The sequence below is a fragment of the Methanothermococcus thermolithotrophicus DSM 2095 genome (assembly GCF_000376965.1).
In the GTDB taxonomy this organism is placed as follows: Archaea; AGJL01; Methanococci; order Methanococcales; family Methanococcaceae; genus Methanothermococcus; species Methanothermococcus thermolithotrophicus.
This window is the reverse complement of record NZ_AQXV01000054.1, coordinates 1-14,196: the sequence shown is the minus strand read 5'-3', so window position 1 is coordinate 14,196 and position 14,196 is coordinate 1. Positions and strand designations below refer to the sequence as shown.

At 33.8% G+C, this 14,196-nt stretch carries 19 protein-coding genes, 3 tRNA genes and 1 other RNA gene; 12 read left to right on the top strand and 11 right to left on the bottom strand.

All coding sequences use genetic code 11. From position 1 onward, the window contains the following. Positions 1–42: 42 nt before the first annotated feature. Complete coding sequence (gene ftsZ / locus F555_RS0107060; protein ID WP_018154518.1) at positions 43–1,140, bottom strand: cell division protein FtsZ; 1,098 nt, start codon at positions 1,138–1,140, stop codon at positions 43–45. A 165-nt stretch (positions 1,141–1,305) separates the two neighbouring features. On the opposite strand from ftsZ, the gene ffs reads away from it, so the two are divergent. Then, positions 1,306–1,622, top strand: an RNA gene (gene ffs, locus F555_RS09345) — signal recognition particle sRNA. Positions 1,623–1,760: 138 nt separating this feature from the next. Continuing rightward, positions 1,761–2,249, top strand: a complete 489-nt coding sequence (locus F555_RS0107050) for a YfcE family phosphodiesterase (protein ID WP_018154516.1) — start codon at positions 1,761–1,763, stop codon at positions 2,247–2,249. Between the two features lie 139 nt (positions 2,250–2,388). On the opposite strand, the gene F555_RS0107045 is transcribed toward F555_RS0107050, so the two are convergent. From F555_RS0107045 to F555_RS0107020, 6 genes are all read right to left on the bottom strand, one after another. Further along, complete coding sequence (locus F555_RS0107045) at positions 2,389–2,805, bottom strand: 4Fe-4S dicluster domain-containing protein (protein ID WP_018154515.1); 417 nt, start codon at positions 2,803–2,805, stop codon at positions 2,389–2,391. Between the two features lie 62 nt (positions 2,806–2,867). After that, positions 2,868–3,374, bottom strand: a complete 507-nt coding sequence (locus F555_RS0107040) for a 4Fe-4S dicluster domain-containing protein (RefSeq protein WP_018154514.1) — start codon at positions 3,372–3,374, stop codon at positions 2,868–2,870. A gap of 95 nt (positions 3,375–3,469) precedes the next feature. Beyond that, complete coding sequence (gene porB / locus F555_RS0107035) at positions 3,470–4,372, bottom strand: pyruvate synthase subunit PorB (protein WP_018154513.1); 903 nt, start codon at positions 4,370–4,372, stop codon at positions 3,470–3,472. Between the two features lie 66 nt (positions 4,373–4,438). Then, positions 4,439–5,602 carry a pyruvate synthase subunit PorA gene (gene porA / locus F555_RS0107030; protein ID WP_018154512.1) on the bottom strand — a complete coding sequence of 388 codons (1,164 nt, stop codon included), beginning with the start codon at positions 5,600–5,602 and terminating at the stop codon, positions 4,439–4,441. Positions 5,603–5,667: 65 nt separating this feature from the next. Next, positions 5,668–5,925: a pyruvate synthase subunit PorD gene (gene porD / locus F555_RS0107025; RefSeq protein WP_018154511.1), complete on the bottom strand. Its 258-nt coding sequence runs from the start codon at positions 5,923–5,925 to the stop codon at positions 5,668–5,670. 83 nt (positions 5,926–6,008) lie between these two features. Continuing rightward, positions 6,009–6,539: a pyruvate ferredoxin oxidoreductase subunit gamma gene (locus F555_RS0107020; RefSeq protein ID WP_018154510.1), complete on the bottom strand. Its 531-nt coding sequence runs from the start codon at positions 6,537–6,539 to the stop codon at positions 6,009–6,011. 228 nt (positions 6,540–6,767) lie between these two features. Here F555_RS0107020 and F555_RS0107015 point away from each other — a divergent pair, with 228 nt between their 5' ends. The 3 genes from F555_RS0107015 to F555_RS0107005 all read left to right on the top strand — a co-directional run bounded on the left by F555_RS0107015 (position 6,768) and on the right by F555_RS0107005 (position 7,674). After that, on the top strand, positions 6,768–7,082 hold the full coding sequence (locus tag F555_RS0107015) for a DUF357 domain-containing protein (RefSeq protein ID WP_018154509.1): 315 nt from the start codon (positions 6,768–6,770) through the stop codon (positions 7,080–7,082). A 78-nt stretch (positions 7,083–7,160) separates the two neighbouring features. After that, positions 7,161–7,502, top strand: coding sequence for a DUF555 domain-containing protein (locus F555_RS0107010; RefSeq protein WP_018154508.1), 342 nt, complete (start codon positions 7,161–7,163; stop codon positions 7,500–7,502). 87 nt (positions 7,503–7,589) lie between these two features. Continuing rightward, positions 7,590–7,674: transfer RNA gene (locus tag F555_RS0107005), tRNA-Ser, on the top strand. Between the two features lie 341 nt (positions 7,675–8,015). Here F555_RS0107005 and F555_RS09120 read toward each other — a convergent pair. After that, positions 8,016–8,522, bottom strand: a complete 507-nt coding sequence (locus tag F555_RS09120) for a hypothetical protein (RefSeq protein WP_018154507.1) — start codon at positions 8,520–8,522, stop codon at positions 8,016–8,018. A gap of 319 nt (positions 8,523–8,841) precedes the next feature. Then, a complete protein-coding gene (locus F555_RS0106990) occupies positions 8,842–9,762 on the bottom strand; it encodes a cation diffusion facilitator family transporter (protein WP_018154505.1) in 921 nt (306 codons plus the stop codon). A gap of 192 nt (positions 9,763–9,954) precedes the next feature. Here F555_RS0106990 and F555_RS0106985 point away from each other — a divergent pair, with 192 nt between their 5' ends. The 5 genes from F555_RS0106985 (at position 9,955) to F555_RS0106965 (ending at position 12,808) form a co-directional block, all read left to right on the top strand. Beyond that, positions 9,955–10,503, top strand: a complete 549-nt coding sequence (locus tag F555_RS0106985; protein WP_018154504.1) for a tyrosine-type recombinase/integrase — start codon at positions 9,955–9,957, stop codon at positions 10,501–10,503. Continuing rightward, positions 10,493–11,032 (top strand): helix-turn-helix domain-containing protein, encoded by a 540-nt coding sequence (locus F555_RS0106980; RefSeq protein ID WP_018154503.1) that lies wholly within the window; start codon positions 10,493–10,495, stop codon positions 11,030–11,032. The genes F555_RS0106985 and F555_RS0106980 overlap by 11 nt, the downstream gene beginning before the upstream one ends. Before the next feature lie 247 nt (positions 11,033–11,279). Continuing rightward, positions 11,280–11,483 (top strand): histone family protein, encoded by a 204-nt coding sequence (locus F555_RS0106975; RefSeq protein ID WP_018154502.1) that lies wholly within the window; start codon positions 11,280–11,282, stop codon positions 11,481–11,483. A gap of 436 nt (positions 11,484–11,919) precedes the next feature. Next, on the top strand, positions 11,920–12,600 hold the full coding sequence (gene pyrH, locus F555_RS0106970) for a UMP kinase (protein ID WP_018154501.1): 681 nt from the start codon (positions 11,920–11,922) through the stop codon (positions 12,598–12,600). Positions 12,601–12,625: 25 nt separating this feature from the next. Next, complete coding sequence (locus F555_RS0106965; protein ID WP_018154500.1) at positions 12,626–12,808, top strand: DUF2116 family Zn-ribbon domain-containing protein; 183 nt, start codon at positions 12,626–12,628, stop codon at positions 12,806–12,808. 221 nt (positions 12,809–13,029) lie between these two features. Here the strand turns inward: F555_RS0106965 and F555_RS0106960 are convergent, their stop codons facing one another. Then, positions 13,030–13,209, bottom strand: a complete 180-nt coding sequence (locus F555_RS0106960; protein WP_018154499.1) for a hypothetical protein — start codon at positions 13,207–13,209, stop codon at positions 13,030–13,032. A 141-nt stretch (positions 13,210–13,350) separates the two neighbouring features. Here F555_RS0106960 and F555_RS0106955 point away from each other — a divergent pair. Both F555_RS0106955 and F555_RS0106950 read left to right on the top strand, forming a co-directional pair. After that, positions 13,351–13,426, top strand: a tRNA-Met gene (locus F555_RS0106955). Between the two features lie 216 nt (positions 13,427–13,642). After that, positions 13,643–13,721: transfer RNA gene (locus tag F555_RS0106950), tRNA-Met, on the top strand. A gap of 208 nt (positions 13,722–13,929) precedes the next feature. Here the strand turns inward: F555_RS0106950 and F555_RS09115 are convergent. Beyond that, positions 13,930–14,196: S-layer protein (locus tag F555_RS09115; RefSeq protein ID WP_040682824.1), on the bottom strand; the 267-nt coding region annotated here is incomplete at its 5' end.

Below are 14,196 nucleotides of genomic sequence, written 5' to 3'. Positions count from 1 at the left end.
ACACGAAATAAAAGATTTTTAAAGGAATGTATGTTGTTTAATTTATACAATATAATCTATACCTAATGAACTTCTAGATTTTTTTTCTGTTTTTGGGATTATTCTTTGAGGTGATTTCCCCCCACCCAATATATTTGGAGATTTTACTCCCGTAATAATGGCCATAACTCTTATACATCCTTCCATAGATGGGTCTATTCTAGAGCCCCATATAACATTTGCGTTAGGGTCCATGCTACTTGTTATACCTTCACCAATTCTATTTGCTTCTCCAAGGGTCAAATCAGGCCCTCCAGTGATGTGTATTATAGCACCTGTAGCTCCTTTATAATCGATGTCTAAAAGAGGGCATTCCAATGTATCCTTTACAATTCTTTCAACCCTATCTCCCTTTGTATCGTAATCTACTTCACCAACACCTATCATTGCAACTCCACCGTTTGACATAACAGCTCTTACGTCTGCATAGTCGATGTTTATTAAGCTTTTCTGGGAGATAGTTTCAGTTATACCTTTTACAGCTTGAGCAATAATTTCATCTGCTACTTTAAATGCCTCGTTCATTGGTAAATTTGGAACAAAATCAACTAATCTATTGTTGTCAATTACAATAACTGTATCACAGCATTCGGTTAGTTTTCTAAGCCCTTCATCCGCCTTTTTTAACCTGGCTCTTTCAATCTTAAATGGGTAGGTAACTACACCTATAACCACTGCACCATTTTCTTTAGCAATTTCAGCTACAACTGGAGCTGAACCAGTACCGGTACCTCCACCCATTCCCGCAGCAACAAATATTAAATCAGCATTTTTTATAACATCTTCTAACACATTTTTAGCCAATTCTGCAGATTTCTTACCTATTTCCGGATATCCTCCAGCTCCAAGACCTCTTGTTAATGTAGATCCTATTAATATTTTTTTATCTGCATCAATATTCTCCAAATGTTGTTTATCTGTGTTAATGGCTATTGTTTCTGCACCTTCAATTCCTATTTCCATAAGTCTATGAATTGTGTTATTTCCTGCACCACCACATCCAACCACAACAATACTTGCATTTCCGAAATCATCTTTGGACATTTGTTTTTGGTATAGTTCATCATTATTTTTGGCAAGTGCTTCTTTAACTAGTCTCATACTAATCCTCCAATTCAATTGAAACTGCCCCATATAATAGAGAGGTTTATTGTAAAGAGTTTTAACATCACATATATATTAATACTTATTTGTTATCTCATACATTTATTATATAATTTTCTTTTTAGAAATCGTAAAGTATATATAAGAACTTTGACTTAAATATAGGTGGCTAGGCCGGGGGGTTAGGCGTCCCCTGTAACCTAAAATCGCCTTATGTAGGGGCCGAAAACTTGGGGGCGGCACAGTTTTTTCTACCATTCATTCCTAGATTTTGCTGTGAAATCCTGTCCTATGGGGTAAGGTGTTGAAGGGAGCTCCTCTGGAGGGAGGAGACAATCCTTCTTCATCCTTCGAACCCCGTCAGGCCCGGAAGGGAGCAGCGGTAGATGGAGCACCAACGCTCATAGGGTAGCGGGATTGAGCAGGATCTAGGGTTTAATGATGGTAGATGGCTGTGTCCACCCCAAGGAAGCCACTTTTTTAATATATGTTAGTTGTTACCAAATGTTAGTTTTGTGAGTTTTGTTATTGGATTAAATTTGATTTCACCCATATTTTTATTTAATTTAAATAAATATTTAGCTATTCTGCAATTAAAAACAGCCTGTGGCGGTATTATGATTATCGGCGTAATTTCAGATACTCATGTTACAGATAGAGTCAGAGAACTACCAAAAGATGTTTTTGAACACTTTTCAGATGTAGATTTAATAATACACTGTGGAGATGTAACCTCCCCCAACGTTTTAGACAGTTTGAAAGATATATCCAATGTTGTCGCAGTTAAGGGAAATATGGATTATATGGATCTACCTGAAAAAGAAATATTGAACATTGAAAACTTTAAAATAGGCGTTATGCATGGGGATGTGATATACCCAAGAGGGGATCTTCTGAAAATGAAATACACGAGTATGGAAATGGGTTTAGATGTTTTAATAACAGGACACACCCACGTACCACTTGTAAAAGAAGTTGAAAATAAAATCCTTCTGTTAAACCCTGGAAGTCCAACTGTCCCAAGGTATCCTCTTAAAACAATTATGAAGCTTAAAATTGAAAACAACAATATAAAAGCTAATTTAATTCCCCTAAATGAAAAATAAAAATTAAAGTTATTTAAAATAGAAATAATTTTAGTTATTTTAAACAAAAACCCTTCGGGTTTTTGTAGCTCTCCGTTCGCTTCGCTCACTCCGATTTAAGTTATTTGGTTTTATTTTATTTGCTAATGAAATAATTTAATTATATGCAGTTGTATATTTTCTTAAGTTTTGAGATTATTTTTTCCTGTTTCTGTTCTACAGTCTTTTCAGAGTATTCCAATGCATCAGTTGGACAGGCCAACTTACAAAGTTCATCTTCCCTACCATAACATCCATTACACTTTACAGCAACCATCTCACATTTATCAATTCTTATAGCTCCTATAGGACAGACCTCTATACATAAAGCGCATCCTACACATTTCTCCTTATGAAGTACGACTTTATCCCCTATCCTTTCAATTGCATCTTCAGGGCATACCCGTAAGCACGGGTTTTTTTCACAGTGCATACATTTTATAGAGATGCCCTCAATAACAAAAATCCCATTGTCAGGACAGATTCTTTCGCATTTCTTGCAGTCAATACATAATTCAACATTAGGCATAAGTTTCATAATGTCACCATCCCAAAGGGAGATTGAAAATTTTATTTTATAAGTATTTATATTAAAACTAGTTACGGCCTAGTTTTAGCTGGAACAAGCAATTTAGATATAAAGTTCTTCTTACTTTCTTTTTTAAGTTCTTTGTTTGGGCTTAATTTGGCCATAGTTTCGAGATTTTTAGATCTTTTATCAAATATAAGATCTTCCACACCAACTACATCTAAACATCTTTTTGTACATGCTTTAACACAGGCCTGTTCATCTCTTCCAATACATAGTGTACATTTATGAGCCTTGTCTGAAACTACAATTGCACCAAACGGGCAGGCTATTGCACAAAGTCCACAGCCTATACAGACATCTTCGTCTAAATAAACTATATCTCCTCTGAATTCAATTGCATCAACAGGACATACTTCCTTACATGGTGCAGAAGCACAGTGTTGACAAACTATTGGTAAGTATTTATCATCATGTTCTAAAATACTAATCCTACTTATCCCGTGGACTTCCATGCATGACTTTACACAATCTCCACAATTGTCGCAGGTATCGGTAATCATCATTATCTTCTTCATGAAAACACCTTTATGTAATGTTGTGAGTAAAAACTGGTTCTATAGATCCATTCTATGAAAAATAAATAAAGAAATATTTTATTCGAATTAGTGTTTTAATCGATTCCTAACAATTTGCATCTTTCATCAACATCTTTTTGCAACATTTCAATATCTTCGTCGGTTAAATGCCTGTATCTCTTCTGTAATTTTATGTATTCTTTTAATGGCACTCTTTTTGCAGGTTTGTATGTTACTCTAAATTCACCATTTTCTATTTCATACAATGGCCATAATCCAGTTTTAACTGCTAATCTTCCTATTTCCACAGTGTCTTCTGCGTTATATCTCCATCCTGTTGTACATGGTTGTAATATCTGGATATATGCAGGTCCTTCAATTTCACATGCTTTTTTAACTTTTTTCATAAAGTCTTCAGGGTAACTTAAACATGCTGTAGCAACGTATGGAATTCCGTGAGCTGCCATTATCATAGGCATGTCTTTTTTAGGCATGTCTTCTCCCCTTATGACGCTTCCAGCAGGGGATGTTGTTGTTGAAGCCATTAATGGAGTAGAACCACTTCTTTGAATTCCTGTGTTCATGTAAGCTTCGTTATCGTACATTATGTAAACCATGTCGTGTCCTCTTTCCATGGCACCACTTAAAGCTTGGAAACCGATATCAGCAGTACCACCGTCTCCACCAAATGCAATTACATTTATCTTTTTATCAGCATACTTTCCTCTTTTTCTTTTCAGAGCTCTGACCGCACTTTCCATTCCACTTGCAACTGCTGCAGCGTTTTCAAATGCAACATGTATCCAAGGAACTCTCCAAGCTGTTTCTGGATAAGGTGTGGTCATAACTTCTAAACATCCTGTAGCGTTTGCAACTATTGTATCTTTTCCGGTAGCCTTTAAGGTCAATCTTGCAACAATCGCAGCACCACAACCAGCACAGCCCCTATGTCCTGGAGCAAAGTACTCTTCTCTTGAAAACTGAGATTTACCAGTCATTATATCACCATTAAATGTTAGTAAAGGAAATTAAGAAAGGAAATATAGTTCGCTGAATTCTACTAATTATTCTTCCTGTAATCCAACCCACTTTGTTTCTCCGTCTTCTGCATTTTCAGCATGTTCCATTATATCCTTAATATCCTGAATTCTAATATCTCTTCCACCAAGACCTACTATGTAATTAACTGTTTTTTTGTCCTTTAAGAATGAAGCCAAGTCCAGATAAACTGCTCCTTTATTTGTCCCGAAGCTAATATCCTTATCAAGTATAGCGACATTCTTAGCATTCTTTAAAGCTTCCCTGATGTGTTTTATTGGTAAAGGTCTGTAGCATCTTATTCTTAGTAATCCGTATTCCTTGCCTTCCTCTTTCATCTGGTCTATAACTTCTTTTATAGGGCTACATACTGAACCTAATGCTACAAGTACTGTTTCAGCATTTTCTATGTTGTAAGTTTCTATCAATCCATTTCCGTAGCTTCTTTTGAATTTTTCTGCAAATTCGTCGTGGATATCCATAATTATCTTTTCGGCATTATCCATTGCTTTTTGAACCGCATATCTTGATTCCATATAGCAGCTCGGAACTCCAACAGGTCCTTGTGTAATTGGTCTGTCAGGATCCATGTATGCATGTTTAGGTTCGTATATTCCCACAAAGTCTAAAACATTTTCTTGTTTAGGCACTGTAACAGGTTCAACTGTATGGGTGAGTATAAATCCATCTAAGTTAACCATTACAGGTAATAGAACATCTTCATGTTCGGCAATCCTGTATGCTTGAATTATTGTGTCTAAAACTTCCTGATTGTTTTCCGCATAAAATTGAATCCATCCAGTATCTCTCTGAGATATACTGTCTTGCTGATCGTTCCAAATGTTTATAGGTGCTGATAACGCCCTGTTTGCATTCATCATAACTATTGGTAATCTCATACCTGAAGCCGCAAACAAGAGCTCATGCATTAATGCGAGACCCTGTGAAGCAGTTGCAGTAAATGTTCTTGCACCGGTTGCACTTGCACCGATACATGCACTCATTGCGGAATGTTCACTTTCAACTTTTATGTATTCCGCATCCAGCTCCCCATTGGCAACAAATTCAGCAAGTTTTTCTACACATGTTGTTTGTGGTGTAATTGGATAAGCTGCAATGACATCAACATCACATAATTTTGCAGCCTCTGCAGCAGCAGAAGTTCCTGTAATAATCTTAACCTCACACATCCATATTCACCCTATATATTTTTAAGTATTTTAATTAATCGTCATTTAATTAAAGTGTTTTTAAGTTATTTCTCTTCCCTAACCTTTGTTATTGCATTAACCGGACATTCCCTTACACAAATTAAACATCCCTTACAGTAATCGTAGTTTATGTCAAATTTTCCATCTTTTTCTTGAATACAGCCTTCAGGACAGAATATGTAACAGTTTTCACACATTACACACTTATCTTTGTCCATCACTGGTTTAAAAACTCTCCAACTACCTGTTTTGTTTTTAATAGAATTACCTGGTTCGTATATTATCGTACCTATAGTAACCATAAAATCACCTATAATTTTGAGATAGTTTAAAACATGTTTATTCGGCACTAACTATCGTAATCACAAAGCATGTTTTAGCATGTTTATTTAGTTTTTATTCTATTGTATGCCACTTCTGCAGCTTCTGCGTTTTTCTGTCCAAGTTTTCCGGGGAAAGTTTCAAGAATAGCTTTTTTGAGTGATTCAAGAGTTACCTCATTGGTAGCCCCTGCAAAAGCTCCCAACATTGTGGTGTTTACAATAGGTAACCCTAAAACTTCCAAAGATATTCCTGTAGCATCTATTGGATAAACCTCATAATCATCCATTTTTACATCTTTTAATGTGTTTATGATGAGTTTTCCGCCCTTCTTTAAACCGCTTGTAACATCTACTGTATCCAAAAGAGTTGGATCCTGAACTACGACATAATCAGGTTTGTAAATTTGACTTCTTAATCTTATTTTCCTATCATCTATTCTTGTAAATGCCATAACCGGAGCTCCCCTTCTTTCGACACCAAAGAAAGGAAAGGCCTGACAAAATTTACCATCAAAAAAAGCTGCTTTTGCTAATATCTGTGCAGCAGTAACTGCACCTTGACCTCCTCTTCCGTGGAATCTAATTTCAATCATTACTTCACCTCAATAATACGTTACCATAATAACCGTCATTATTAATCATTATAATTTTGTTATATATAGGTTTTTATTGTTAGTCAAACGTCGAAATATATTTTTGCATAATATTTAAATAATATATTGGCCTTAAGTTTTTAGTTCTTTTTGAGATAGTTTTATAACGAGTATATATACATTATTTGTATATTTGTATACTTCTAACATGATTGGCATAGGGATATCATGAAAGATATAAAAAATATAAAAAACATAATAACTGATGAAAAAATAACCAACTACTTTGAAAGAACCGAAGAAGCAATAGAGATTATAAAGAAAGGTGTCCCTCCAAAAAGAAGTCTCCTATATGATGTAGCATTAGACTATCTCTGTATGATTGAATGTTATTTTAAAGACGCAAAAGCATTTATAGAAGAAGGAGATTATGTTAATGCATTTGCATCATTAAATTATGCTTATGGTTGGATAGATGCTGGAGCTAGATTAGGAATCTTCAATGTAGGAGATGACGACGTGAGATTTACGCTGGCAAAATAATAAAAAATTAAGAGCTCATAAAGTTAGAGCTATGAACTACTACGAAACTAAGTTTCGTTTAAATATTTGGTGAGACCGATGGGAAATTATCATGTAACGCTACAGGCGGCATATACTGCAAAGAATATTGAAGATGTTGAAGATGCCATAGGGGTGGCCATATCCCAAATTGGAAAACTCCTAAACAGAAACAATTTAGATTATGTGGATATTGACGTTGGATTAACAATATGTCCTAAATGTGGAGAACCTATAGACTGCGTACTGGTTGTTGCAAGAACTGCAATAGTTGGTATTTTACTATCTATGAAAGTCTTTAATGCCGAAAGTCCAGAACATGCTGTGAGAATAGCAAAATCAGCAATTGGTAAAGCTTTAAGAGACATTCCCCTTGAAGTTGTAGATGTTGTTGAGATTTAATCAAATCCTTTATATATTTTTTATATATTTTTACTACTGTATCATCGAAAAGTATATATACTATTAATATGATTATTAAGTGAGTGTGCGGAGGTGGCCCAGCCTGGTACGGCGCGGGACTGCTAATCCCGTTGGGCTTTGCCCAACCCGAGTTCAAATCTCGGCCTCCGCGTCATTGTTTTACTCTTTTATCTGGCTTTATTTTATTAAATCCGATATGGTTTTAAGTGTCTATTTTTGAAGATCTCAATAATTTGTTTAAAGGACTACTAAAAAGTGGTTAATACCAAACAGGATTATATTTTGATACGGTAGTTAGATATACAACTTTAAGACTTAATTTCTATTTTTTGCCCCTACTTCAAACTTAACTAAATTTTAGTAAATCATATTTATCAACTTTAAACACTTTTAAAGCATTCTCTATCAAAACATCGTTTTTATCAAAATTTCTTTCGCTTCGAATTCGTATATCCTCGGAGCTCCGATATTCATACATACTTTCCAAATTTTTTACAAAGGTTTATCTTTAAAATATGATCCATTGCCTTTCAAGTACCTAACTCCCAACATACTGCCAAGTTCCTCCCCTAAATCAATTGTCCATGTGTATTTAGATCGTTCATTCCATTTTTTAAATGCTTCATCCTTATGTCTAAGAAAATCTTCATCAGTACAGTTATTCACATTCATATAATGTTTTACAAGTGTACTGTAGTCCAGCTCTCCCTTATTTGCCAACACCTCTGCAAAACCTAAATGTTTTATCATGTGGCAGTTAGGGCACAACATTATAAACCTCTTAAACTTCTGTATCTTGTTAATATCATCATATTCCCATTCCTCATGCATGTGCAGGCCTTTTTCCATAGATATTCCACATATTTCACACCTGTATCCTGCCCTTATAACCTCCTTTCTTCTTATGTTATACCATTGTTCTTTTGACATTAACATTCTGATATTGGCACCCCAAGAACCAGACGGTACGAGCTCTATTTTTAGTTTTAAATCTTTCATAATACCCCACACTAACTAGATGATATTAATATCCTAAAAAATAAACTTAATAAAAACACTTTTTAAAAAAGTAGGTTATAATATTATGTATAACAATCATATTTATTGTTCGAGGGGTGTAACCATGTTTGGAATATTTGATTGGGTCATAACCGCTATTATAGCTGCATTATTACTTTGGATCATAATTCGTTTAATATTCAATATAGTAGTGTCATTTGTGAAGCTCGTTAGTTTTATTATTGGTCTTGTAGTGGTAGTATATATTTTGAGTATTCTCATCTAAAAATAACGACGAAAGTACAACTACGATATGCTTTTAATTTTTAATTGGGCCGGGATTTACATGAACCATGCAATGTTTTGCATTGTATTTTTTTTCGATTTTTTCATGAACTTTTTCTGCAATATCGTGTGCTTCTTTTACCGAAAGATTTTCATCAACTGCAATTTCCACATCTACATACATTTGATTCGCATAGGTTCTTGTTTTTAAATCATCAACACCCATAACGCCTTCTGTATCCAATATATCTTGTAAAATACATTTAACTACTTCTTCATCTGCTGCACGGTCTATCAATTCATTAACTGCCTTTAAGTAAATTTCAACAGCTGCTTTTATAATCCATATGCAAATTACAAGAGATGCTATAGGGTCCAACATAGGAAAGCCTAAACGTGCGCCTACAATCCCTACAACGGTTGCGATTGATGATAATGCATCTGAACGATGGTGCCATGCATCTGCAATCAAAGCTGAACTTCCAATTTTTTCAGCCCATTTAATTGTGTATCTATACATCCATTCCTTTGTGATGATCGAGAGTATCGCAACATAGATTGTAATTTCTGCAGGTATTATGGTGGTTCCTTGTAGAATAAGCTGAACTGCGTTGTATCCGATTACCAGCCCTGTTGCAAGTAAAATAATTGCCAGTATTTTTGACACAACTGGTTCCAATTTTTCATGCCCATAGAGATGGCGCTTGTCTTCAGGCTTACTTGCTAACTTAATTCCAATAAATACAATAATTGTACTGAAAACATCAGATAGGGAGTGTATACCATCTGCAATCAAAGCACTACTTTGTCCTACAATTCCTACAATTACTTTTAAAGCGGACAGTAATACATTTGCAGCAATGGTAACTTTTGAAACTCTTTTTCCAACATCCACCCTTAAAGTTGCCGAGGTGTTGTAAAAGCTGTTGGATTTTTGTTTAATTTTTTGTTTCATCCTATCACCTATATTGTCTGTTAAATTTATGATATGCCCAAGAAGACCGTAAAGTGATTTTCATACAATGGAATAATAAAACATCTAAAATTACCTTTACTCGATAAAAATATATAAATATATTATGTCATATACATCCAACCAACAAAATAATGAAATTGTTAGTTTAAAATTTCCGGACGATTGGGTACTATGACGAGACACTACTGCAAAGATTGGTTAACAAAAGAAGAACTAAAAGAGTTTATAGATGCTGTAAAATATCCACACCATAGATTATTTTTCAAAATGCTTTATGGAATGGCTTTAAGGGTTTCAGAGTTGCTAAATGTTAAAGTCAGAGATTTAAATCTAAAGGAGGGAGTCTGTAAACTATACGATACAAAGACCGAGAGCTTCCAACTGTGTATAATTCCTGAGTGGCTCATTAACGATATTTCACAGTATATTCGAGATAACAATTTGCAGCCAGAAGATGATCTATTCAACTTTAAAAATAGGACTTATGCATGGGAGCTCGTAAAAAGATACACGAAAGATGCGGGGATAAAAAAGGAACTTTCAACACACACATTTAGAAGGTCAAGGGCATTACATCTTTTAAATGATGGAGTACCTCTTGAAAAGGTTTCAAAATACCTAAGGCATAAGTCAATCAATACCACCATGCATTACCTGAGAATTACTGTTGAAGATATTAAGAAAGAATTGAACAGAATAGGGGACTGGTATGACTTATAAAACATATTATACTCCAAAATATTTATCTAAAAAAGAAGTTGAAAAGTTGATAAAAGATGGGGTAGATGAAATAGTTATGCCAAAATCAGTTTACGAGCTCATGGAAAGAAAGAACAAGAATGCCCTTAACAGGTTGCTACTATTTGGAGTAGATGTAAAGATAAGTAGTAAAGTTGGAAGACCTAAAAAAATAGATGAACAAGTTAAAAACCATACTGTAGAATTGATAAAAGAAGGTTGGAGTATTAGAGAAGTAGCAAAGGAATTAGGTTTAAAAAAATCGACCATATGGGATAATATCAAAGATGATTTAGAACACATTAAGAAAGAAAGACTAAAAAATTTAATCTACGAGTACAAGGAGCTCCTAATTAAAAAGGATAAATATAACGAATATGTTCAGACGTTGTTTAGTGAATTGGAGATTTATGTAAATAACGACCAACTGGAGAATGCAGAAAAAGCTTTGAAAGAGATAATCAATTATGTAAACTTGACGAAAAAGAATAATCCATTTAATAAAAAATAGTTTTGTTCAACCGGAAACTATTTTACATCCTCCATTGGTATCAAAACTTAATGGGAGTCACACGTATATTCAAAATACATGTTGGAGTATCTTATATTAACATATCTAATCCAAATATATTGTGCGAAGCTATAATGTTTTACCACCACCCTTACTTTACTCGGATACGACAATATAGGGATTATTTCCGAAAGACTTATATATTTCTTTTTTCAAAATTAAAAATATAAAAGATTGAGGTGAGTTTATGGCAGAGCTTCCAGTTGCTCCAGTTGTAAGAATATTAAAAAAAGCAGGTGCTGAAAGAGTAAGTGAAGAAGCAGCTAAAGTATTTGTAGAAGCTTTAGAAGATATCGCATTAGATATAGCTAAAGAAGCTGCAGAATTATCAAAGCACGCTGGTAGAAAAACTGTAAAAGTTGAAGACATTAAAATGGCTTTAAAAATGTAATTAAGCTTTTTTTCTACATATTTATTATTTATTAAGGTTATTCGAAAAACATTAAATATTGTACGTATAAGTAACTTCAATTTAGTTTCTTTTTATTTGAAAATCTAATGATTTTTAAATCCCTGAAGACCTTCGGTTTTCGGTAGGTTATATTGTTCTTCATGTTGTAATTAGAATAGTGTGCAGTTTTAAACATAATGCCCATCTAAATTTAAAAACTTAATAAATCATTCAATACCCACCACTATCGCAGTATAATAAAATTTTATATATTTGTATATCATACTATTTAGGAAATCGAGTAAATCTCTTTACGAACTTGTTGCTGACTCACAAAAATTTGAAGAATTTTTGTTGAGTCGAGGCAAAACCTTCGGAGTTTTGCAAACTCATATAATCACAAATTTTATATTTTATAAACATTAGAGGGTTTAACATGAAAGTAATTTTCGCATTAGGTGGTTCAGTTTTAATGCCTAAAGAAGGAGCATCTGTGGAAAAAATCAAGGAATATACTGAAACATTCAAAAAAATAAAAGATATGGGCCATGAGATGGGAATAGTTGTAGGTGGAGGATATACTGCAAGAAACTATATTTCAGTTGCAAGAGAATTTGCAAATGAAGCCTTTTGCGATGAAATTGGAATAATGGCCACAAGAATGAACGGTATGCTGTTGATATCTGCCCTTGGAAACTACACAATTAAAAAAATTCCAGAGAACTTCAAAGAAGCGGAGCTTATCATGAATTTAAATAAAATTGTTGTAATGGGTGGAACCCATCCTGCACACACCACAGATGCAGTTGCAGCATCCTTTGCAGAATATATAGATGCCGATTTACTCGTCATAGCTACAAACGTTGACGGTGTTTACGACAAAGACCCAAGAAAATATGATGATGCTAAAAAGCTTACTAAAATAACCACAACAGAGCTCTTAGACCTCACTGGTTCAGCTTCCATAAGTGCAGGCTCTTCCAGTGTTGTGGATCCTTTGGCATCTAAAATTATAGATAGGGCAAAATTAAAAACCCTGGTAGTTGAAGGAACCCCTGAAGAAATTTTAAATGCTATTTTAGGAAATCATAGTGGAACTACCATTGTTTCAGAATAACAATTTTTTGGTGTTTGGTGAAATTATGGAAAAACATAAACATTGCATAAATTGCGGATTGTCGATCCCTCCTGAAGAATCCTTCTGTTCACAGAAGTGCAAGGAGGAATACATAAAAAAGAGAAAAAAGATTATGAAAAACCAGCAGATATTTTTTGTTACCATGTTGATTATACTTGCGATTTATGCGTACTCGGTTTTGTTATAATCATGGAAATTTTTTATAAATTTGTTTCCTATGCAAAACCTTATAAAAAACAATTTTTCTATTTTCGTATTTAAAACCTATTCTATAATCTCCAACCTAATTCGATAATAACTATATGCACCTTTTAACTTTTTTACATTTGGGATTTCAGATAAATTATTTTTAAATCTTTTAAATCTTTGATAAAAGATTTTTTAAAAGATACTTCCATTATATCACTATTATAATAAATTTTTAGCAGTTTCTAAATTAATTTCTTCCTCATCTTCGATTTCTTCCATAGCCTTTAAAAGTTCATAATCTAATAACAATTCTTCAATTTTTTTAAATATTTTATAATCTAAAATAACCCCTTTGATATTTCCTTTTTCATCGGTAAGGTATGATTGGACAATATTCATATGACCACCATTATTATTTGTTAAGTAGGATATTATTCGAAATATGTAATAGTTTCGAAAAATGTGTTATTTTATAACTCCCTGCACAACCGATAAGTTTATATACTAGAATATACATCTTTACTTTGCAAAGGAAATAGAAGCGGGGTAGGGTAGCCAGGCCCATCCCGCCGGGCTCATAACCCGGAGATCCGAAGTTCAAATCTTCGCCCCGCTATATTATTTTATATTAAGTTTAAATACGAGCGTAGCGAGTATTGTTTTTGATGCAACTTTTTTAAAAGTTGCGTTCTAAATCTTCGCCCCGCTATATCAGACAATTTTCGTTCTTTTTGATTTTAAATTCAATTAAAGCGTTTTTAAGATTGTTGTAAGTTTTTTCTGTTTTCGTAGTATTGTAAACATTTGTTGTTTTACTTTGCGAACGAATAGAAGCGAGGTAGGGTAGCCAGGCCTATCCCGCCGGGCTCATAACCCGGAGATCGGTCGTTCAAATCGACCCCTCGCTACCAAGTTTTGTTTTAGATTAAATTTCTTTTTTGTTAAAATTTATAGGAATATGTTTATTAATTTGTAAATTTAAATAAATTAATCTATTTATTTAAAATTAAACAAATTCCTTCGGAATTTGTAGCTCTTCGCTTCGCTACGATTGAATAAAAACTGATGTTTATAACCTTTCGAACTTTTTTTGAAAATAAAAAAATAGATATAAGAAATTTAAATCATTTCTAATAATGCTTTTGCAGCTTCTCTTGTTGCTTCTCTGTCGCCACCTGCAACAACTAAAACATCGTTTCCGTTTGCTGCATCTTGAACAGCAGCTAATGTTGCTGGGCTTTTGTTGTCAATTGCAACTTTACCAGCATCTACTAATTCTTTTGTTAATGCGTTTACAACTGGTCCACCAACTAAGATTAAGTTTTTGTCAGCAGTATCTAATGATACTTCTGAGTCCAATTTTGCAATTGGTGCTGTTAATTTAAC

Coding starts and splice junctions, on each gene's coding strand:
- ftsZ (WP_018154518.1), bottom strand. CDS start 1,140: ATGAGACTAGTTAAAGAAGCACTTGCCAAAAATAATGATGAACTATAC.
- F555_RS0107050 (WP_018154516.1), top strand. CDS start 1,761: ATGATTATCGGCGTAATTTCAGATACTCATGTTACAGATAGAGTCAGA.
- F555_RS0107045 (WP_018154515.1), bottom strand. CDS start 2,805: ATGAAACTTATGCCTAATGTTGAATTATGTATTGACTGCAAGAAATGC.
- F555_RS0107040 (WP_018154514.1), bottom strand. CDS start 3,374: ATGAAGAAGATAATGATGATTACCGATACCTGCGACAATTGTGGAGAT.
- porB (WP_018154513.1), bottom strand. CDS start 4,372: ATGACTGGTAAATCTCAGTTTTCAAGAGAAGAGTACTTTGCTCCAGGA.
- porA (WP_018154512.1), bottom strand. CDS start 5,602: ATGTGTGAGGTTAAGATTATTACAGGAACTTCTGCTGCTGCAGAGGCT.
- porD (WP_018154511.1), bottom strand. CDS start 5,925: ATGGTTACTATAGGTACGATAATATACGAACCAGGTAATTCTATTAAA.
- F555_RS0107020 (WP_018154510.1), bottom strand. CDS start 6,539: ATGATTGAAATTAGATTCCACGGAAGAGGAGGTCAAGGTGCAGTTACT.
- F555_RS0107015 (WP_018154509.1), top strand. CDS start 6,768: ATGAAAGATATAAAAAATATAAAAAACATAATAACTGATGAAAAAATA.
- F555_RS0107010 (WP_018154508.1), top strand. CDS start 7,161: ATGGGAAATTATCATGTAACGCTACAGGCGGCATATACTGCAAAGAAT.
- F555_RS09120 (WP_018154507.1), bottom strand. CDS start 8,522: ATGAAAGATTTAAAACTAAAAATAGAGCTCGTACCGTCTGGTTCTTGG.
- F555_RS0106990 (WP_018154505.1), bottom strand. CDS start 9,762: ATGAAACAAAAAATTAAACAAAAATCCAACAGCTTTTACAACACCTCG.
- F555_RS0106985 (WP_018154504.1), top strand. CDS start 9,955: ATGACGAGACACTACTGCAAAGATTGGTTAACAAAAGAAGAACTAAAA.
- F555_RS0106980 (WP_018154503.1), top strand. CDS start 10,493: ATGACTTATAAAACATATTATACTCCAAAATATTTATCTAAAAAAGAA.
- F555_RS0106975 (WP_018154502.1), top strand. CDS start 11,280: ATGGCAGAGCTTCCAGTTGCTCCAGTTGTAAGAATATTAAAAAAAGCA.
- pyrH (WP_018154501.1), top strand. CDS start 11,920: ATGAAAGTAATTTTCGCATTAGGTGGTTCAGTTTTAATGCCTAAAGAA.
- F555_RS0106965 (WP_018154500.1), top strand. CDS start 12,626: ATGGAAAAACATAAACATTGCATAAATTGCGGATTGTCGATCCCTCCT.
- F555_RS0106960 (WP_018154499.1), bottom strand. CDS start 13,209: ATGAATATTGTCCAATCATACCTTACCGATGAAAAAGGAAATATCAAA.